Genomic DNA, 19,274 nt, shown 5'->3' with positions numbered 1-19,274 from the left:
TTAACACGGCTACGTTGGAGGCGCAAAGCCGTTCCATGGACCATGCGTGCGGCCTTGCAGCGGCGGCGTGCGCGCACCATGTGTCCGTGCGGCACCGTCCAACCCACGTCCAGCCCGCAATCGCGTGCTTGCAACCAGAACATCGATAGAACATAAGGCGCTCCATGCTGACTCATATTTCCGTGCGCGGCGCGCGCGAGCACAACCTCAAGGGCGTCGATATCGATCTGCCGCGCGATCAGCTGATCGTGATCACCGGTCTTTCGGGCAGTGGCAAATCGAGCCTCGCGTTCGACACCATCTATGCCGAAGGCCAGCGGCGATACGTGGAATCGCTCTCGGCTTATGCGCGCCAGTTTCTGGAGATGATGCAGAAGCCCGATGTCGAGCATATCGACGGCCTCTCGCCTGCCATCAGCATCGAGCAGAAGACAACCAGCCGCAATCCGCGCTCCACCGTCGCGACGGTGACCGAGATTTACGATTACATGCGCCTGCTCTGGGCGCGTGTCGGCGTGCCCTATTCGCCTGCGACTGGCCTGCCGATCACCGCGCAGACGGTGAGCATGATGGTCGACCGGGTGATGGCGCTGCCCGAGGGCACGCGCTTCTATCTGCTCGCCCCGGTCGTGCGCGGCCGCAAGGGCGAATACCGCAAGGAGCTCGCCGAATGGCAGCGCGCCGGGTTCACCCGCGTGCGGATCGACGGCGAATTCTACGAGATCGAGGAAGCCCCGGCGCTCGACAAGAAGTACAAGCACGACATCGAGGTCGTGATCGACCGCATGGCGGTGCGCGAAGGCATCGAAACCCGGCTGGCCGACAGCTTCGAGACCGCGCTCAAACTGGCAGACGGACTGGCCTTCGTCGATCTGGCTGATGGCACGGTGGCAGCGCTGGGCGAACCCGCTGCTGCGCTTGCCGCCGACAGTCAGCCGATCGAGGCGGAAAAGCCCAAGAAGGGCATGAAGAATGCCGGCATCCCCGACAACCGCATCATCTTTTCCGAACGTTTCGCCTGCCCCGTGTCCGGCTTCACCATCGAGGCGATCGAGCCGCGGCTGTTCTCGTTCAACGCGCCGCAAGGCGCGTGCCCAGCCTGCGACGGCCTGGGCGAGAAGATGTATTTCGACCCGCAGCTGGTGGTCCCCAACGAGGAGCTGAGCCTGAAGAAGGGCGCAGTCGTGCCCTGGGCGAAGTCCAATCCGCCCTCGCCTTATTACATGCAGGTGCTCTCCAGCCTGGGCCGCGAGTTCGGCTTCTCGCTCGAAACGCCCTGGAAGGATCTTCCCGGGGAAGTGCGCCTCATCATCCTGCACGGCACCGGCGGAAAGCCGGTGACCCTGCGCTTCCAGGATGGTCGCAAGTCGTACGAGGTCAAGAAAGCCTTCGAGGGCGTCATCGGCAACCTGAACCGCCGTCTGCTGCAGACCGACAGCGCCTGGATGCGCGAGGAGTTGAGCAAGTACCAGACCGCCCAGCCCTGCGAAGTGTGCGATGGCGCGCGCCTCAAGCCCGAGGCGCGATCGGTCAAGGTGGCGGGCGAGGACATCTCGATCTCGACCCGCCGGTCGGTCGCGGATGCCCTGCACTTCTTCGAAACGCTGAACGACAAGCTCGGGCCGCAACAGCAGCAGATCGCCAAGGCGATCCTCAAGGAAATCATCGAGCGGCTGGGCTTCCTCAACAATGTCGGGCTCGACTATCTCAACCTCGATCGCACCTCGGGCACGCTGTCCGGCGGGGAATCGCAGCGCATCCGTCTAGCCAGCCAGATCGGCAGCGGGCTTTCGGGCGTGCTGTACGTGCTCGACGAGCCCAGCATCGGCCTACACCAGAAGGACAACGACCGGTTGCTGGTCACGCTCAAGCGGCTGCGCGACCTCGGCAACACGGTGATCGTCGTCGAGCATGACGAAGATGCGATCCGCACCGCCGACTATATCGTCGATCTGGGCCCCGGCGCCGGCGTGCATGGCGGCGAGATCGTCGCCAAGGGCACGCTCGAGGAGCTGCTGAAGTCCGAGGATTCGCTGACCGCCCAATATCTGACCGGCGAACGGCGGATCGAGGTTCCGGCCAAGCGGCGCAAGGGCAACGGAAAGAAGCTGACCGTGCACAACGCACGCGCCAACAATCTGAGCGGCGTGACGGCATCGATTCCGCTGGGCACCTTCACCTGCATCACCGGGGTTTCAGGCTCGGGCAAGTCCAGCTTCACGATCGACACGCTCTATGCTGGCGCGGCGCGCACCTTGAACGGGGCCCGGATCATTGCCGGGCCGCACGACAAGATCACCGGCCTGGAACATTGCGACAAGGTCATCGACATCGACCAGTCGCCGATCGGCCGCACCCCGCGGTCCAACCCGGCGACCTATACCGGCGCCTTCACCAACATTCGCGACTGGTTTGCCGCGCTGCCGGAATCGCTGGCGCGGGGCTACAAGCCGGGCAGGTTCAGCTTCAACGTCAAGGGCGGCCGCTGCGAGAAATGCCAGGGCGATGGCGTCATCAAGATCGAGATGCACTTCCTGCCCGACGTCTATGTCACCTGCGAGGAATGCGGCGGCAAGCGCTACAACCGCGAAACGCTGGAGGTGAAGTTCAAGGGCCATTCGATCGCCGACGTGCTCGACATGACGGTCGAGGACGCCGTCGAGTTCTTCAAGGCGGTGCCGCCGATCCGCGACAAGATGGCGATGCTGTGGGAAGTGGGCCTGGGCTATGTCAAGGTCGGCCAGCAGGCGACCACGCTCTCCGGCGGCGAGGCGCAGCGCGTCAAGCTCGCCAAGGAACTCAGCCGGAGGTCGACCGGACAGACGCTCTATATTCTGGACGAGCCCACCACCGGCCTGCACTTCGAGGATGTCCGCAAGCTGCTGGAGGTGCTCCACCGTCTGGTCGATCAGGGCAACAGCGTTGTCGTGATCGAGCACAATCTGGATGTGATCAAGACCGCCGACTGGATCATCGACATGGGCCCCGAAGGCGGCGTCAAGGGCGGCGAGATCGTGGCCGAGGGCACGCCCGAGCAGGTGGCCAAGGTCGCAAGGAGCTATACAGGCCATTATCTCGCGCCGCTGCTGAAGCGGTAGAACCGCCGGGGCAGCTGGGCCTGCCCCGCACCGGTTATTGGTCTAACGAGCGCCCCGACAGGTGAAGCCCGCCTGTCGGCGGCGTGTCGTAGTGCAGCCGCAAACCGCTGTTGCCAGCCATTTTTCCTTGAGTTGCGGAATTTTCCACGCGACAGGATTAATCGTCGATTTCAATCGTTCGACGCAGGGCAAGTTAACATATATCATGGAAAAGTCCGTCAGCCACGTGCTGCCGCGATAGATAAAAGCAATCATTCCGGAGGATGCCTTTCGAATGGGCTTATCGGCTGCGTCACCTAATTCGTGCAGCGGCGACCTTGGATTCACGGGCAGGCAAACACATGGCTTCATCTTCCGAACATCACATCATGGGGGCTCGCGAGGCAATCCGATGGATGCTGGGCCTGTTGAAGGGCGAGCGCAGCTTCATTGCGCTGGCGCTGATCTATGGCGTTGCGGTCTCGGTGCTCTCGCTCGCCACACCGATTTCGGTGCAGATGCTGATCAATTCGGTCGCCAACACCGCGCTTGTCACCCCGCTGATCACGCTGGCGGGGACATTACTTGGCCTGCTGCTGATCGCTGTCCTGCTGTCGGCGCTGCGCATCTACACGATGGAGCTGTTCGCCCGGCGCTTCTATGCGCGGCAGGTGGCGGAGATCACGCTGCGATCGATCCATGCGCGCAACCCGTTTTTCGAAGACAGCAAGCGGCAGGACCTTTTCAACCGCTATTTCGACGTCAACACCGTGCAGAAGGCGGTGCCCAGCCTGTTGATCGGTGGCTTCACGATCATCCTGCAGTCCGCGGTCGGCTTTACCGTGACCGCCTTTTATCACCCCTTCTTCCTGGCGTTCAATCTGATCGTCATCGGCACGGCGATGCTGATCCTGCTGATCTGGACGCGCGGCGCAGTGCGCTCCGGCATCGCGCTCAGCCATGCGAAATATGCCGCCGCCGGCTGGCTCGAGAATGTCGGCGCATCCAACGGATTCTACAAGTCGGGTCGGCATGTCGATTATGCGCTCGACCGGTCCGAGGGCGTGACCGCGGCCTATATCGACGCCAAGTCCAAGCATTTCCGCTACACGATGTCGCAGACGGTCGCCTTCCTGCTGCTCTACGCCTTTGCCAGCGCTGGTTTGCTGGCGCTGGGCGGATGGCTGGTGATCCAGGGCGAGCTGTCGATCGGCCAGCTGGTCGCCGCCGAGCTGATCCTGTCGGCGGCGTTTTTCGGCCTCGGCCAGATGGGCGCCTATCTCGATACCACCTACGATCTGATCGCGGCGGCCGAAGAAATCGGCCTGATCTATCATATCGAGCAGGAGGAAGAGGCACGCGAGGGTGAAGATGCTATCGGCGGCAGCGACCTGATGCTGCGGCGCGTGACCCACGCAAGCACGGCCCCCGGCATCACGCTCGACATCGCCATTCCGGCGGGCTCGCAGCTGGTGGCGCAGGCGCAGAACCATGATGTGCAGCGGTTGTTCACACATGCCATGAAGCGGTACATCACGCCCGAAACCGGCGTCGTAACCCTGGGGGGGCAGGATATCGCGATGGTCGACATGTTCCGGCTGCGCAGCGAGATCATCGTGCTCGACCGCCCCACCATCGTCCAGGCAAGCATCCGCGACTATCTGCGCCTCGCCGGGCCGGAGACCTCTTCCGCCGATGTGCTGCGTGCATTGGCCCTGGTGCGGCTGCAGGACCGCGTCATGCGCCTGCCCGATGGCCTGGATACGCAGCTGTCGACCAGCGGCTGGCCGCTTTCCTATGCGGAATCGCTGCGGCTCAAGCTGGCTGGCGCCATGCTGAAATGCCCGCGCCTGCTGATCCTGACCGGTCTTTTCGACATGATCGATGGCGCCATTCTGGCCGATGTGCGCAACGCGATGCGCGCCGAGGGATCGACTGTCATCCAGTTCACGTACCAGGCCGGGCCGCAGCCTGACTGCCGCTACCTCTGGCTGGGCTGCGACCAGCAACGGATCATCGATGACCCGGACGAATTCATTGCCATTACCGATCGTCAGGCAGAGGAGGCGCGCCATGACAACGCGTGATCGCGCCCTCGTCCGCTTCCACACGCTGGCGCGGCAACGCACGCCGCGTCCGCTGCGCGCCATTGCGGCGATGGTCATCGTGACCATCATCGCAGCCACCGTGTTCATGATCTATGTGCCCTGGGTCCAGACCGCCTATGGCGCTGGCCAGGTGATCGCACTCAACCCGCAAGATCGCCTGCAGAATGTCACGGCCCTTGTCTCGGGACGGATCGAGCGCTGGTACGTGCAGGACGGCTCGGTGGTGAAGGAGGGCGATCCGATCGTCCAGATTTCCGACAACGACCCCATGCTGCTGCAGCGCCTGCAGGTCGAACGCAGCCTGGCCGAAGCCAAGGCCGCCGCCGCCGCAAGCGCGCTCAGTACTGCTCGGCTCGATGTCGGCCGCACCGGCACGCTGTTCAGCGAGGGCCTGGCATCGCGGCGCGAAAACGAGCTCGCGCGGATCAAGGTCGCAGAGATGGAGGCGACGCTGGCCGAGGCCCGCGCTGCCATTACCCAGATCGACATCAACCTCGCCCGTCAGTCGCTGCAGCTGGTTCGCGCACCGCGCGATGGCGTGATCCAGCGGATCAATGGCGGCGACCGCGCGACCATGGTGTCGCAGGGCGAAGTCCTAGCCACATTTGCGCCGACCCAGGCCCGCCGGGTGGTCGAAATCTATGTCGACGGCCGCGATGCTCCGTTGATTCGGCGCGGTCAGCCGGTGCGGCTGGAGTTCGAGGGCTGGCCCGCGATCCAGTTTTCCGGCTGGCCCTCGGTGGCGCAGGGGCTGTTCGATGGCCAGGTGCAGCAGGTCGATCTCGCCGCCTCGCCCAATGGCCTGTTCCGCGTGCTGGTGCAGGAGGCCAAGGGCAAGACCCGCTGGCCGCGCGAACCCTATGTCCGGCTGGGTGCCAACGTGCGCGGCTGGGTAGCAATGGAGCAGGTCTCGGTCGGCTTCGAACTGTGGCGTCAGCTCAACGACTTCCCGCTGCAGAACCCAGCACTGATCGAAGAAAGCCAGGCGGGGGCAGGCGAAGCCTCGGCGGCATCTTCCGGCGGCACCAAGGGCATGTCGTCGTCGACCAGCTCTTCGGGGAAGAAGTGATGCGCAAGGCCCTGCTGATGGCCGGGCTGGCAGCGACGACGCTGCTGGCCGCGGCATCGCCCGTGGCGGCGCAGCCCCTGCCCGCGCCCGTTCTCGCGCCGGATCAGGTGCGCTCGACCAAGGGGCTGCAGCTGTCGGACGTGCTGGAATCATCGCGCCGGTTTGCGCCGACGATCCTGGAGGCGCTGGCCATGGCGCGGGCGGCCGACGGGCGCGTGTTGGCGAGCGAAGGCGCATTCGACTTGCTGTTCACCGGCGAAGGCTTTTCGCGGGTCACCGGTTTCTATGACGGCACGTATCTGCAGGGCAAGGCGATCCAGCCGCTGACCAACAACGGCGGTCAGCTCGAGGCCAGCTATCGCGTTTCGCGCGGCGATTTCCCCGTTTACGAGGATTACAGCTTCACCGACCAGCTGGGCGAGCTCAAGGTGCGCGGCGTGTTCGCGCTGCTGCGCGATCGCGCGATCGACGATCGCCGTTTCGGCCAGCGCAATGCCATGATCGAACGCGACATTGCCGGGCTGGATGCGCTGATCATTGCCATCGGCGTGCAGCAGCGCGCGATCCAGAGCTATGGCCAATGGGTGGCCGCCGGACAGCAGGTGCAGGTGTATCGCGCGCTGGTCGGGCTGGCGCAGGACCGGCAGGAGGGCATTCGCCGGCAGGTCCAGCTCGGCGCGCGCGCTGCGATATTGCTCACTGAAAACGAACAGAACTTGCTCCGTCGGCAGTCGCTGCTGGTGGCGGCCGAACGCGATCTGGCCAATGCAGCGCAAAGGTTGTCGCTGTTCTGGCGCGATGATGATGGCAGGCCGCGTGTTGCAACGCCGGCAGACCTGCCCACCTCGCTGCCGATGATCCCCGCCGCCCGCGATGCCGATCCGGCAGCGATCCTGGCGCGGCGGCCCGACCTCAAGCTCCTCGAGCAGCGACTAGAGCTGGGCGAAACCCGGCTCGAGCTGGAACGCAACCGGCTGCTGCCGTCGCTCAGGCTGTTCGCCGAAGCCGGCAAGGACTTTGGCGAGCAAGGCCTGGGCGGTCGTTCGCGTGACCCGTTCGAAGCAGTCGTCGGTTTTACCTTCTCCATGCCGCTGCAGAACCGCGCCGCCAAGGGTCAGGTCGCTGCGGCAGAAGCGAGCATTTCCGCGCTCGAATGGCGGCGTCGCCAAAGCGAGGAACAGATCATTGCCGAGATCCAGCAGCTGTCGACCAACCTTTCGGCGGCTGAACGCCTCGCAGTGCTGGCGCGCGACGAGGAAGTACAGGCCGAAAAGCTGGCAGCGGGTGAACGCCGGTTGTTCCAGGCGGGGGCCAGCGATTTCTTCCTGGTCAACCTGCGCGAGGATGCCGCCGCCAATGCGGCGATCCGTCGGCTGGATGCGGAATTTCGGCTGGCACAGGCGCGCGCCGATCTGGTGGCCGTGGCCGCTGATCTGGATGCCCTGCGTCTGAGCGAAGACCTCGGCCAGACCACGACGCCCTGAGCACTGCTTTCATCGGCAGCGACATCTACGCCGGTGCCGCGTCCTGCGGGGCGCCGGTGTGGTGGCGTGCTGTTGTGCACCTGGCGGAGGAAGATAGGCGGGTGACGCACCGGAGGCTAAGCTGCGACCTCGGCGGACCGATGCGCCACCCTATCCGCAGCTTTGGGGTGTCCGTTCAAGCCGCGGCATCTATCAAGCAGTTTTGGGCAGAGCGGTTCGGGGAGGTGACCGGCTCCACTGCTTGGTGTGACCCCAATATGCCACGTTGTATCATTGTTTCCATTTGAAAGACCGACCGATTCTTGATAGTCAACGTCTATCAAGCCAGGGGAGCCAGCATGCCCAGTCTTCGCCAATTGCAATATCTGGTGGCGCTGGACGACCACCGCCATTTCGGCCGTGCCGCCTTTGCGGTGCATGTATCGCAACCCACGCTCAGCCAGCAGCTGCGCACGCTCGAGGCAAGACTGGGAGCGTCACTGATCGACCGCAGCAGCAATGATGTGCAACTGACTCCATTGGGCCGCGACATCGCGGCGCGCGCGCGGGGCATATTGGTCCAGGTGCGGGACCTTTCCGATCTTGCCCGGCGCGCCGGCAAGGGCATCGGCGGGACCTTGCGCTTTGGCGTCACCCCGACGCTGGGTCCGTATCTGATGCCTGCCATCGTGGCCGGCCTGCACAAGCAGCAGCCCGATCTTCGCCTGCACATCCGCGAGGGCATTCCCGATGATCAGGTGCGCCAGGTGATGCGCGGCGAGCTGGACATGATGCTGTGCCCACTGCCCGTCGACGCCTCGGGAATCGTGATCGAGCCGCTGTTCAGCGAGCGGATGTTCATCATCGCCCCGCCGGACCACCCGCTGGCGGGCCAGAAGGACATTCCCGCCGATGCGCTGAAGGGGGAAGGTTTCCTCACTCTCGACCGTCGGCACCATTTCCACAGGCAGACGCGCGACATCTGCGAGCGGGTGGGCGCGCATATCCTTCATGATTACGAAGGCACCAGCCTCGACAGCATCCGGCAGATGGTGGGTTCCGGCATCGGCCTTGCTCTCCTGCCCGAGCGCTACATGGCCGCCGAAACGCAGAGCGCAGAGGTCGTGGCGACGCTGGATATCGCCGGTTGGAACGCACGGCGATCGATCGCGGCCTTGTGGCGGAGCGGTGCCGCCTTCAGCGATGGCTTCCACGCGATCGCTGAATTCATCCGCAATTACGTCAACGAACCGGTCTGACCCGGGCTGCTGTCAGGCAGAGGCCGGCACCATCCGCCCCATCTGCCACATGAGGTTGTAGATCAGGGTGCGCGCATCCTCGCCCAGCATCTCGCGCGTCTGGCGGTCGAATGCCGCACGGTTGCCGCGCATCGCGCTGCGCACCATGCCCACGAACAGGATTTCGTCCGGAGAGAGCCTGCCGCAGCAGGGCCGCGAGACGCTGAACGGATCGGGCCAGGCCTGGCCCATTGCCTCGAGCACCAGCGAGAGCTGGTTCGACAGGCTGATACTGCCCAGTCGGGCTGCGACATGCGGCGCGGGATCCGCCCCCGATTTGTGCGCAAACACCGCAATCCGCAGGGCCACGACCAGCTTGGCCTCGATCAGGCTTGCCGACCCCAGATCGGCGGGCCGATCCAACATGTCCTGCCACCAAATGCCCATGACCACTCCTTCTTGCACGTGTCGCCACCACCCGATGCGGTGACGGAACCAACGTTATTGCGAGTAAATATCATTAGCAAGAAAATTCCGGCAGGTGCATTTTTTGGCCTTGCAGGCATTGAACTGCCCAGTGATCTGCCCTACATTAAAAGTGTCGGAGCGCTTCCCCCCCTTTCGCGTTCCGACAGGTGCACTTGTGCACCTCCTCCCTGAACCTTGGCCGCCTCGTGATCCGTCACGAGGCGGTTTTTTGTTGGATTCGGCAGACTTACTCGGCGGCAATCGCGAGATCGACGGGGTCCTCGCCGTTCAGAAGGTCCTCGGCCAGTGTCTGCACCAGCCCGGCGATCATGGCCCGCACCTGCCTCAACCCCTCTCCGGGATCGCGCATGTGCGAGTCGAGGTACAGGCTGCGATCCACCTCGATCTGCAGCGCGTGGACGTTGCGCGCAGGGCGCCCATGCCGGTCGAGCACATAGCCGCCGGCATACGGGTGGTTGAGCGCGACTTCGAAGCCGGACTGAGCCAGCGTCCGCATCGCCAGATCGCACAGGCGCGCATCGGCGGCGCGGCCATAGCGATCGCCGACCACGATTTGTGGTACGGCAGCGTCGGATTCCGGTTTCACCGGCGGCATCGAATGCAGGTCGATCAGCAGCGCGCAGCCGAATCGGGCATGCAGCGCCGCGAGGGTGCGGGCGAGCGTCTGGTGATAGGGATCGTGCAGCCGCGCTATCCGCGCCGCGATGGCCGCGCGAGGCAGTGGTCGCCGCCACAGCTCGCCGTGTTCGGCGAGCCGGCGCGGCACCAGCCCCAGGCCGCCGCGCACCTTGGCGCTTGGCTGGGCAAAAGCGGTGCGCGGGGCATCGCTGATCATCTGCGGATCGACTTCGCTGGGTGCGCGGTTGAGATCGATCCAGGCACGCGCTGCATGCGCGACCAGTGTCACACAGCCGATGGCCGCCAGATCTGGCAGCAGCATATCGGCATGGCGATCTTCCAGCCGCTCGAGCACATGCAGCGCCACCCGCAGATTCTGCAGGATTTCATCGGGATAATCGCGCCCGGCGTGCGGTACGGCGACCAGCACCGGCAGACGCGCTGTCGACAGGCCATCCAGGCTGAACAGCCTGGCCGTGGCGGCATGGTCGGCGGGAGCGTCATCCATGGACAATGGACATGCGCCAAAGCCGTGCCCGTGTCAAAGCCGCGCCTGCGGCTCGCCTGCAATCGACCCTGGGTTTACGTCTGCCTCCCTGGCTGTCCTGCTTCGGGGCATGGCCGATAACGGTTAGCTGAAATGCTGGAAAATCTTAACCGCCTTTGGCATAAACAGGGGCACGGCATCCGTTGGAGGGTTTGGTTATGTTGCGCATATTGCTGGCGGAAGACGATGCAGCGATGCGAACCTATCTGCAACGGGCGCTCGAAAAGGCCGATTATGCCGTGACCTCGGTCGATCGCGGCACCGCTGCCCTGCCCTTGCTGCAGGAAGAGCATTTCGATCTGCTGCTGACCGAATATCGTCATGCCGGAGATGGATGGCATCGAGCTGGCACAGCATTGTGCCAAGGTTTCCCCGTCGACCAAGGTGATGTTCATCACCGGATTTGCGGCCGTGACATTGAAGGCAGAGCAGGCTGCGCCCAGCGCACGGGTGCTTTCCAAGCCGTTTCACCTCAAGGATTTGGTGCTGGAAGTGGACCGCGTTTTTGCACGCGGCACCTTTGCTCAGAGCCTTTGACGGGATAATCGCAGCGGCGGCGTCATTTACCGCTTGCGCGACCGCCAAGCTCTTTGTAATGGACCGCCCTTGCCGCAGCCTTCGGGACCGGCAGGAAGGCTACAGAGTGGGCGTATAGCTCAGTGGTAGAGCACTGTGTTGACATCGCAGGGGTCGGAAGTTCAATCCTTCCTACGCCCACCAGCCTTCCCCTTTTTCCCGACATCAGTAATCCGTAGCGGCACGCGTACCGGGCCAAATTTCCGGTAGATTCGCCGCAGATTCTCTGGTCTTAATCGCGCGATGAATCTCGCCGAAACCCTCGCTTCGTTCGTGCCCGCCGACACTGGCTGGACCGTTTCCATCCCCAGCAGCTGGATGCAGGGGCGCACTGCCTATGGCGGGCTGTCGTCTGCCATCGCGCATCATGCCGCGCGGCTGGCGGTGCCCGATGCGCCGCCGTTGCGTTCGGCTCAGGTGGCGTTTGTGGGGCCACTTGCGGGCCAGGTCACGGTGGCTTGCGAACTGCTGCGCCGCGGCCGCAACACCGCGTTTGTCGAGGTCAAGATTCGCAGCGCCGAGGGGCTGGGCCTCATCGGCACCTTCATCTTCATGAGCAAGCGCGAGAGCAAGATCGAGTTCGAGGGCGTCCACCGCCCCGATGTCGCGGCGCCACCGGCGGAAGGCACGACCCGCAGCGGCCCGCCCGAATTCTTCACCTCCCAGATGGAATATCCCGAAAAGCGACTCGAGCTGGGCATGAATACGCCCAAGCTCGCCAACTGGCACCGCTTTGCCGCGCGCGAGGGTCTCGATCCGATGACCGAGCTGATGTGCATCGGTGATGGCCTGCCGCCCTCGGCAATGGGGCTGATGGAGGTCGCAGGACCCATCAGCAGCATGAACTGGCAGGTCAACATGCTGACCGACGCGCCGGAGACCGACAATGGCTGGTGGCTGCTCGAATCGGTGACCCACCACGCGCACCACGGCGCATCGAGCCAGTACATGACCGTGTGGAACAGCCGGCTGGAGCCGGTGATGGCCGCCATGCAGAGCGTCGCGCTTTTCGTTTGAAGGCGCTGCGCCAACCCAGACAAGCATAAACAGGAGAGACGCCCATGAAGACCCGCATCACCGAACTGTTCGGAATCCAGCACCCGATCATCCAGGGTGGCATGCATTATGTCGGTTTTGCCGAGCTGGCCGCCGCCGTCTCCAATGCGGGCGGCCTCGGGATCATAACCGGCCTCACCCAGAAGACGCCCGAAGACCTCGATGCCGAGATCAAGAAGTGCAAGGCGCTGACCGACAAGCCGTTCGGCGTCAACCTGACCTTCCTGCCGGTGCTCACCGCCCCCGATTACCCCGGTTACGTTCGCGTGATCATCGAGAATGGGGTCAAGGCGGTAGAGACCGCAGGCAACAACCCGCAATCGGTGCTGCCCTACCTCAAGGAGGCCGGCATCAAGGTGATCCACAAATGCACCAGCGTGCGTCACGCCTTGAAGGCGCAGGCGATCGGCTGCGATGCGGTGTCGGTCGATGGCTTCGAATGCGGTGGCCACCCGGGTGAGGATGATGTGCCCAACATGATCCTGCTGCCCCGCGCCGCAGACGAATTGGACATTCCCTTCGTGGCTTCGGGCGGACAGGCCGATGCGCGCTCGCTGGTGGCCTCGCTGGCGATGGGGGCGGACGGCATCAACATGGGCACGCGTTTCATCGCCACCCAGGAGGCGCCGGTGCACGAGAACGTGAAGCAGGCGATCGTCGCTGCCTCCGAGCTCGACACCCGGCTGGTGATGCGCCCGCTGCGCAACACCGAACGCGTGATGACCAACGAAGCGGTCGAAAAGCTGCTGGTGATCGAACGCGAAAAGGGCAAGGATCTGCAGTTCACCGACATCATCGAGCAGGTTGCCGGCGTCTATCCGCGGATCATGATGGAAGGCGACATGGATGCCGGCGCCTGGAGCTGCGGCATGGTCGCAGGCCTCATCCACGACATCCCGACCTGCAAGGAGCTGATCGACCGGATCATGTCCGAGGCCGAGCAGATCATCCGCGGACGGCTGGAAGGCTTCCTCGCGGCCTGATGGCTGCCCGCCGATCCAAGGTGGCCGACCGGAGGGGAATTGCCCCGCCGGCGGTCAGGCCGGCTTGCAGGGATATTTCTTCTTCATCAGGTTGTAGACCGCGACGCGGAAGGGCTGCTTCTGCGCCGCGGGGCTGAGGCTGGTGAGGTAGCTGCGAAGCTCCTCTCCGGTCATCTTGGGGCGGTCATTGGCAGGCGGACAGCTGTGCCGCGCGCCGCCTGCCTTCTTCTGCTTGGTGATATCGGCGACATACATCTCGCGCACCCGTTCCGACTCCGCGCGCAGCGCACGGACATCGCTCGACAGCAAGGCAGCAGGGCCCAGGCTCTCTGCCTTCTTCATGCCTTGCAGAAATTCGGCCACGGTCATCTCGGACGCCGCTCCTGTCAGCAGCAGCAGCGCTGCCGGCGCGAGCATCCACAAACGCATTCCACCCTTCATCACTTTCCCCCGTGAACGTGTTCCCCGCAGCTCGTAGCATGACGCCATGAACGCGCCATGACTGCCCACATGTCCGCTATGTACTGCATGGATACAGCAGGGTCATCACCAGCGCGAATGCCGTCTCCAGCGGCATGTCGCGATTGGCCTGGGGAAAGGCGCGAAAATAGCCGGTAATGTCGCCGAGCGAGAGCTGCGCCTGGCCCGGTGGTGGCGGGCAGCTGGGCGGCGTCTCGCCACGCTGCGCACTTTCTGCAAGGCTGGCGCGATAGGCCATGCCAGCCTGCTGCAGGGCACCGCGAATGGTATCGGCCTGCGGCGATGCGACTGCGGCATCGCCACCGATGGCGATCAGCGCGTCTGCCTGCGTCAGAAATTCAGCCACGGTTTCGGGCGGGGCCGGAACGGCAACCGGCGCTGCGGCCTGGGTGGCGAGCAGCGCCGGAAGCATCATCGTCAAACCGAACATCGAAGTTCGGACCTGTCAGGCGCCCTGCGGCTTGGGATCGTGGAACGGACCCTTGCGCTTGCCTGCGCGCGGGATGACCGCACCGATGCCGGGAGCGATATCGGGCTTGATCGACTTGCCATCGGGGCGGTCGAGCTTGCCGGTCTCGATCAGCTGCTGGATCTCATCGCCGCTCAGCGTCTCATATTCGAGCAGCGCCAGCGCCAGGGTATGCAGCTGGTCGACATGGTCGCTCAGCACCTGCTTCGCCCGGTCATAGCCCTGATCGACGACCTTGCGGATTTCCGCATCGATCTTGCGCGCCGTCTCGTCCGACATCATCAGCCGCTGGCTCTGGCCATAGCCCAGATAGCCTTCCGACTGCTCTTCGTACTGCAGCGGGCCGAGCTCGTCGGACATGCCCCACTTGGTGACCATGTCGCGGGCCAGCTTGGTGGCATACTGGATGTCGCCGCTCGCGCCCGAGGACACCTTGTCGTAACCGAAGATCACTTCCTCGGCGACGCGGCCACCCATCGAGACCGCGAGATTAGCGTACATCTTGTCGCGGTGATAGCTGTACACGTCACGTTCCGGCAGGCGCATCACCATGCCCAATGCACGGCCGCGCGGAATGATGGTGGCCTTGTGGATCGGATCAGATGCAGGCTCGTGCACGGCGACGATGGCGTGACCGGCTTCATGGTAAGCCGTCATGCGCTTCTCGTCCTCGGTCATCACCATCGAGCGGCGCTCGGCGCCCATCATGACCTTGTCCTTGGCGGCCTCGAACTCGCTCATCGCCACCAGACGCTTGCCACGGCGAGCCGCCAGCAGCGCGGCCTCGTTGACCAGATTGGCAAGGTCCGCACCCGAAAAGCCGGGGGTGCCGCGTGCGATCGTGCGGGCGTTGACGTCGGGTGCCAGCGGCACCTTCTTCATGTGGACCTGCAGGATCTTCTCGCGACCCTCGATATCGGGAACCGGCACCACGACCTGGCGATCGAAGCGGCCGGGACGGAGCAGCGCGGGGTCGAGCACATCAGGACGGTTGGTCGCCGCAATGATGATGATACCTTCGTTCGCCTCGAAACCGTCCATTTCGACCAGCAGCTGGTTCAGCGTCTGTTCGCGCTCGTCGTTCGAGTTGCCAAGGCCGCTGCCACGATGACGGCCGACGGCATCGATTTCGTCGATGAACACGATGCACGGTGCATTCTTCTTGGCCTGTTCGAACATGTCGCGCACGCGGCTGGCGCCGACGCCCACGAACATTTCGACGAAGTCCGAACCCGAGATGGTGAAGAACGGAACGCCCGCCTCACCCGCAATGGCACGTGCGAGAAGCGTCTTGCCGGTACCGGGCGAGCCGACCAGCAGCGCGCCCTTAGGAATCTGGCCGCCGAGCCGCGCAAACTTGCTGGGATCGCGAAGGAATTCGACGATTTCCTGCAGTTCCTCGCGGGCTTCATCGATGCCGGCGACGTCCTGGAACGTGACCTTGCCCGACTTTTCGGTCAGCAGCTTGGCCTTGGACTTGCCAAAGCCCATCGCACCGCTGGCACCGCCGCCCTTCTGCACCTGTCGAAGCACGAAGAACGCGATGGCGATGATAAGGATGAAAGGCAGCGACTGGAACAGGATCGCGACCAGCAGGCTGGGCTGTTCGATGGCCTTGCCACTGTAATCGACGCCCTTTTCCTCAAGCAGCGGGATCAGGGTCGGGTCGTTCTCGACGCGGACTGCGGAGAACTGTTCGTCGTTGGCGTAAGTGCCGGTGATGCGATCGGATGAGATGACGACATTCTTGACCTGGCCATCGGCGACACGGTCGCGGAAAGTCGAATAGCTGATCGAGCTGCCGCGATCGGCCGAGCCGCGCGTATCGATGAGCGACACCACGACGAGCAGGCCGATGATGACCCCCGCCCAGATGAGCATGTTCTTCATCCAGCCGTTCTGGTTCGAGCCGGGATCCTGATCGTCGTTCATCACAAAGCCTTTGAAGCGGTAAACCATCATCAAGATAGGCTGCTATTCCTGAATGACAATATAATCCGGCCGCCATTTGGCCCGCAGCCCCATTATTCGGTCGCGTCGTCGACAGTCAGATGATGGCAGAGGTGGCCCGCGGCGGCGCAGGCGCAAAGTGCCAGCCTTGGCCTTGCGCTGCAGCCTGGCACAGAATGTTGCCGATCATGGTCTGTTCGCCCTGTTGCAGCGATGCGATCAGGCGATCCATCTGCCCACCGCGCGGGGCCAGGCCGGGCTGGACGATATCGAGACAGGCCTGGACCAGGCGACGCAGCAGCCCGGGGGGATAGTCGGTCGCAAGCAGACGCGCACCCCCGCCATCGTTCACGATAACATGCTGCGCCTCGCGGGCGGTGATCCAGTCGAGGGCTGCTGCGGCTTCGGCAAGCGCATCGGCCGATCGCGTCGCCATCAACGGATCGACCACATCGAACCGGGCCAGCGCGCTCCGCATCCGGACGCGATCGAAATCGCTGTTGGCGTTGCTGGGATCCGAGATGGAGGGAACGCTTTGCTGCTGGCAATAGGCGACCAGTTCTGCCTTGCGGCACCCCAGCATGGGGCGGATGATGCTGTCGTTGCGCGCCCGCACCCCCGCCAGCCCGTCGACCCCACTGCCCCGCGCGAGGCGCATCAGCATGGTTTCCAGCTGGTCGTCGGCATGATGCGCCGTGACGATGAATGCCGCGCCGCACTGGTCGGCATGGCCGCGCAGCAGGGCATAGCGAACCGCGCGCGCCGCCGACTGCAGGCTGCCGGTGATCGGCGCCGACGGACGCAAGGTGGCGTGCGGCACGCCGGCATCGGCACAATAGCGGGCGACCATCTGCGCTTCGGCGGCGCTTTCGGCGCGCAGGCCATGATCGACGGTTGCGGCCATCGCCTGACCGGTCCAGCAGCGCCGCACTATATCGAGCATGGCCATGCTGTCAGGCCCGCCCGACACGGCCAGCAGAAGGGAGCCGTCTTGCGCGCCGGTCAACCGGACCAGCGCGTCTTCGATCCGAGTCAGCAGTGGATCATTTACATCCGGCATTGCGGCGCCCGGTGGCCAACCGGTCGGACAGGCGCCCCGTCGCGACATCGGGATATACCTCTGCCAGTTCGGCAAAAGCCACGCAGGCCTTGGCCTTCTCGTTCAGCTTCACCAAAGCGTCGCCGAGAAAATAGAGGCTTTCCGGGGCGCGGTCGCCCTTGGGCTCCTTCTCGTAATTCTCGGCGAACATCTTGGCAGCGGCGCTGGGCTTGCCATCGTCGAGATAGGCGCGGCCCAGCAGGTTGCGGGTGTAGCTCGACCGCTTGTGCTTGGGGTGTTTTTCCAGCGTGAAGCGCAGCTGGGCCTGGGCTTCGGGCAGGAACTTGGCCTCCCAGAGGCGATACCCGTAAAGATATGCATCCTCGCCGGCATCGGCGGTCTGCGGCTTTTCGATCTTGGAGACCGCAGCGATCCGTTCTGCGCTGGGAGCCGCCGCAGCCGTGCTGGCCGCTGCAGGGGTCGCCGGACGCGACGCCGACGAGGCTGGGCCAGCACCGGCCCCTGCCCCCGCCATGCCGCCCAGCACCGTGCCTGCGGCAGGCGCTGCCGCGGCAGCCGCCGCGTCTGCAGCCTGCTTGGCCTGATCTTCCAGCACAGCCAGGCGCTTTTCCAGCTGGCCCAGCTTGAAGCCGTTCTCTTCCGTCTGCGCGGTCAACCGCGTGATCTGGGTTTCCAGCGTATCCACCCGCTGCAGCAGGTCGGTCAGCGGGGCGCTGGCGCTGACGCCGGTGGTCGAGGGGCCAGCGGCCGGTGCCGAGATTTCGGGTTCGAAGAAGCGGTCCGATGCTCCAGGAAACACCTTCCGCTGGACAGCGCGCATTTCCGACTCCAGCTTCTTGACGCGCGGCTCCAGCGGAGCGGCCTGCGCCGCCGCAGGGTTCGATGCGACCATGCATGCCGCAAGCAATGTGCCCGCCAGCAAGCGGGCGGACAGGCTGATTTGGCGATGAAGGGCCGAAATTGGGCGGGCGGTCGGCATATCAGGCTCCAGCTCTGCAAATGGGTACGTCACGGCAAACCTATACGGGCCTGGCAGCATTCGTCAAAGCCAGCCGCGCGGAAATTGGATGTCATGACGTCACTGAACGGCAGTTGACCGAAAGGATATGGGCGATCAGCTATCGTCGCGAGCGCCATTGCCCGCATCGGCCGCATCCTGCGATGCAACGGGCGGGCGGCCCATCAGCGCAGCCGCCGTGACCGGAACATCCTTCACCGCGACCTCGGATGTGCCGAGCGGGGGTACGTTGCGGCCACCGACGGTGATTTCGAAGGCATCGGGCCGACCAGTCCAGACCTGGGGCTCGACGGCATCAGCGGGCACGGCATATTGCTCGCCCAGCGCCATCTGCTTCTGCATCAGCTGCTTGCCCTCGCCATCGTAGAACTTGATCCAGATGTTGTCCTCGGTCGCAGTGAACACGACCTCGGCCTTGGGATCGACGGCAGGGGCAGCTGCCGGTTTGCGGGCTGCTGCAGCGCGGGTCTTTGCGGCCGCCGCTGGATCGGCCGAGGCAGCATCGGCCGCCTGTGCCAGATCTTCGACATTCGCCCCGGGAAAGAAATAGGTCCGCCAGACGCCAAAGCCTGCGATCAGGATGACCGCACCGACGGCGGCTGCCATCAGCGCCAACCGGGCCGAAGGCACCTTGCTCGGTTCGTCGAGATCGAACTGGGTGGCATCGCGCGCCGGGATGGCGGAGGAACCGCCCAGCGTTTCGCGAATGCTCTGGGCAACCTCGTCTTCGGGAAGGTCCACGGCCCGGGCATAGGCCTTGCCGAACCCGATGGCATAGGTGCGACCGGGCAGTCTTTCGAAGGCCCCGGCTTCCATCGCTTCCAGATGCCGAACCGGAATGCGCGTGCGCGAACCGATGTCCTGCAGGGTCAGCCCCAGGGCACGGCGCGCCTCGGCCAGCCGTTCGCCGACATGGGCGGGCGGAAACAGGTTACCAGTGGATGCGCCCTCGATCGAGGGCACAGCCGTTGCTTCATCTGACGTGTTTGCCACGTGTGCGCTCCCGATCCGGGTTGTCCCGGTTATGATGTTGCCCCTGCGATGGGAGAAACATGAACAGGCCTAAAAGTCAA

The 19,274-nt window shown here is 64.3% G+C and carries 15 protein-coding genes, 1 tRNA gene and 1 pseudogene; 9 read left to right on the top strand and 8 right to left on the bottom strand.

What is annotated here, in order from left to right:
• Window positions 1-164 precede the first annotated feature (164 nt).
• The 5 genes from uvrA (at window position 165) to LI72_RS03380 (ending at window position 8,976) form a co-directional block, all read left to right on the top strand.
• A complete protein-coding gene (gene uvrA / locus LI72_RS03400; protein ID WP_033924484.1) occupies window positions 165-3,098 on the top strand; it encodes an excinuclease ABC subunit UvrA in 2,934 nt (977 codons plus the stop codon).
• 341 nt (window positions 3,099-3,439) lie between these two features.
• Window positions 3,440-5,164, top strand: a complete 1,725-nt coding sequence (locus LI72_RS03395) for an ABC transporter ATP-binding protein (protein WP_231562349.1) — start codon at window positions 3,440-3,442, stop codon at window positions 5,162-5,164.
• A complete protein-coding gene (locus LI72_RS03390; RefSeq protein ID WP_033924483.1) occupies window positions 5,151-6,254 on the top strand; it encodes an efflux RND transporter periplasmic adaptor subunit in 1,104 nt (367 codons plus the stop codon). The genes LI72_RS03395 and LI72_RS03390 overlap by 14 nt, the downstream gene beginning before the upstream one ends.
• Window positions 6,254-7,738, top strand: coding sequence for a TolC family protein (locus LI72_RS03385; protein ID WP_052129476.1), 1,485 nt, complete (start codon window positions 6,254-6,256; stop codon window positions 7,736-7,738). Before LI72_RS03390 ends, LI72_RS03385 begins: the two co-directional genes overlap by 1 nt.
• A 338-nt stretch (window positions 7,739-8,076) precedes the next feature.
• Window positions 8,077-8,976 (top strand): hydrogen peroxide-inducible genes activator, encoded by a 900-nt coding sequence (locus tag LI72_RS03380; protein ID WP_033924482.1) that lies wholly within the window; start codon window positions 8,077-8,079, stop codon window positions 8,974-8,976.
• Between the two features lie 12 nt (window positions 8,977-8,988).
• Here LI72_RS03380 and LI72_RS03375 read toward each other — a convergent pair whose 3' ends face one another.
• Together LI72_RS03375 and LI72_RS03370 are read right to left on the bottom strand one after the other, a co-directional pair.
• Window positions 8,989-9,402 (bottom strand): hypothetical protein, encoded by a 414-nt coding sequence (locus LI72_RS03375; protein ID WP_052129475.1) that lies wholly within the window; start codon window positions 9,400-9,402, stop codon window positions 8,989-8,991.
• 268 nt (window positions 9,403-9,670) lie between these two features.
• Window positions 9,671-10,570, bottom strand: a complete 900-nt coding sequence (locus LI72_RS03370) for an N-formylglutamate amidohydrolase (protein ID WP_081984595.1) — start codon at window positions 10,568-10,570, stop codon at window positions 9,671-9,673.
• A 197-nt stretch (window positions 10,571-10,767) separates the two neighbouring features.
• Here LI72_RS03370 and cpdR point away from each other — a divergent pair.
• The 4 genes and pseudogenes from cpdR to LI72_RS03350 all read left to right on the top strand — a co-directional run bounded on the left by cpdR (window position 10,768) and on the right by LI72_RS03350 (window position 13,224).
• Window positions 10,768-11,146, top strand: a pseudogene (gene cpdR / locus LI72_RS18700) (cell cycle two-component system response regulator CpdR).
• Between the two features lie 108 nt (window positions 11,147-11,254).
• A tRNA-Val gene (locus tag LI72_RS03360) sits at window positions 11,255-11,329 on the top strand.
• A 99-nt stretch (window positions 11,330-11,428) separates the two neighbouring features.
• Window positions 11,429-12,202 (top strand): thioesterase family protein, encoded by a 774-nt coding sequence (locus LI72_RS03355; RefSeq protein ID WP_033924481.1) that lies wholly within the window; start codon window positions 11,429-11,431, stop codon window positions 12,200-12,202.
• Between the two features lie 44 nt (window positions 12,203-12,246).
• Window positions 12,247-13,224, top strand: a complete 978-nt coding sequence (locus tag LI72_RS03350; protein WP_033924480.1) for an NAD(P)H-dependent flavin oxidoreductase — start codon at window positions 12,247-12,249, stop codon at window positions 13,222-13,224.
• Between the two features lie 54 nt (window positions 13,225-13,278).
• On the opposite strand, the gene LI72_RS18910 is transcribed toward LI72_RS03350, so the two are convergent.
• From LI72_RS18910 to LI72_RS03320, 6 genes are all read right to left on the bottom strand, one after another.
• A complete protein-coding gene (locus LI72_RS18910; protein ID WP_156139467.1) occupies window positions 13,279-13,653 on the bottom strand; it encodes a hypothetical protein in 375 nt (124 codons plus the stop codon).
• 88 nt (window positions 13,654-13,741) lie between these two features.
• Entirely contained in the window at window positions 13,742-14,134 is a 393-nt protein-coding gene (locus tag LI72_RS03340; protein WP_156139466.1) for a hypothetical protein, read from the bottom strand.
• A gap of 15 nt (window positions 14,135-14,149) precedes the next feature.
• Window positions 14,150-16,105, bottom strand: a complete 1,956-nt coding sequence (gene ftsH, locus LI72_RS03335; protein ID WP_033925238.1) for an ATP-dependent zinc metalloprotease FtsH — start codon at window positions 16,103-16,105, stop codon at window positions 14,150-14,152.
• Window positions 16,106-16,220: 115 nt separating this feature from the next.
• Window positions 16,221-17,183 (bottom strand): tRNA lysidine(34) synthetase TilS, encoded by a 963-nt coding sequence (tilS, locus tag LI72_RS03330; protein ID WP_033924479.1) that lies wholly within the window; start codon window positions 17,181-17,183, stop codon window positions 16,221-16,223.
• Window positions 17,167-18,075 carry a tetratricopeptide repeat protein gene (locus LI72_RS19485; protein ID WP_231562348.1) on the bottom strand — a complete coding sequence of 303 codons (909 nt, stop codon included), beginning with the start codon at window positions 18,073-18,075 and terminating at the stop codon, window positions 17,167-17,169. Before LI72_RS19485 ends, tilS begins: the two co-directional genes overlap by 17 nt.
• Before the next feature lie 222 nt (window positions 18,076-18,297).
• Window positions 18,298-19,194 carry a helix-turn-helix domain-containing protein gene (locus tag LI72_RS03320; protein ID WP_081984592.1) on the bottom strand — a complete coding sequence of 299 codons (897 nt, stop codon included), beginning with the start codon at window positions 19,192-19,194 and terminating at the stop codon, window positions 18,298-18,300.
• Window positions 19,195-19,274: the final 80 nt, after the last annotated feature.

The organism is Sphingomonas sp. 35-24ZXX (assembly GCF_000786215.1).
GTDB lineage: Bacteria > Pseudomonadota > Alphaproteobacteria > Sphingomonadales > Sphingomonadaceae > Blastomonas.
The sequence above is the reverse complement of the archived record's forward strand: the minus strand, read 5'-3'. Positions and strand labels throughout refer to the sequence as shown.

Coding starts and splice junctions, on each gene's coding strand:
- LI72_RS03385 (WP_052129476.1), top strand. CDS start 6,254: ATGCGCAAGGCCCTGCTGATGGCCGGGCTGGCAGCGACGACGCTGCTG.
- LI72_RS03395 (WP_231562349.1), top strand. CDS start 3,440: ATGGCTTCATCTTCCGAACATCACATCATGGGGGCTCGCGAGGCAATC.
- LI72_RS18910 (WP_156139467.1), bottom strand. CDS start 13,653: ATGCGTTTGTGGATGCTCGCGCCGGCAGCGCTGCTGCTGCTGACAGGA.
- LI72_RS03375 (WP_052129475.1), bottom strand. CDS start 9,402: ATGGGCATTTGGTGGCAGGACATGTTGGATCGGCCCGCCGATCTGGGG.
- LI72_RS03370 (WP_081984595.1), bottom strand. CDS start 10,570: ATGGATGACGCTCCCGCCGACCATGCCGCCACGGCCAGGCTGTTCAGC.
- LI72_RS03355 (WP_033924481.1), top strand. CDS start 11,429: ATGAATCTCGCCGAAACCCTCGCTTCGTTCGTGCCCGCCGACACTGGC.
- LI72_RS03380 (WP_033924482.1), top strand. CDS start 8,077: ATGCCCAGTCTTCGCCAATTGCAATATCTGGTGGCGCTGGACGACCAC.
- LI72_RS19485 (WP_231562348.1), bottom strand. CDS start 18,075: ATGGTCGCATCGAACCCTGCGGCGGCGCAGGCCGCTCCGCTGGAGCCG.
- tilS (WP_033924479.1), bottom strand. CDS start 17,183: ATGCCGGATGTAAATGATCCACTGCTGACTCGGATCGAAGACGCGCTG.
- LI72_RS03340 (WP_156139466.1), bottom strand. CDS start 14,134: ATGTTCGGTTTGACGATGATGCTTCCGGCGCTGCTCGCCACCCAGGCC.
- LI72_RS03350 (WP_033924480.1), top strand. CDS start 12,247: ATGAAGACCCGCATCACCGAACTGTTCGGAATCCAGCACCCGATCATC.
- uvrA (WP_033924484.1), top strand. CDS start 165: ATGCTGACTCATATTTCCGTGCGCGGCGCGCGCGAGCACAACCTCAAG.
- ftsH (WP_033925238.1), bottom strand. CDS start 16,105: ATGAACGACGATCAGGATCCCGGCTCGAACCAGAACGGCTGGATGAAG.
- LI72_RS03390 (WP_033924483.1), top strand. CDS start 5,151: ATGACAACGCGTGATCGCGCCCTCGTCCGCTTCCACACGCTGGCGCGG.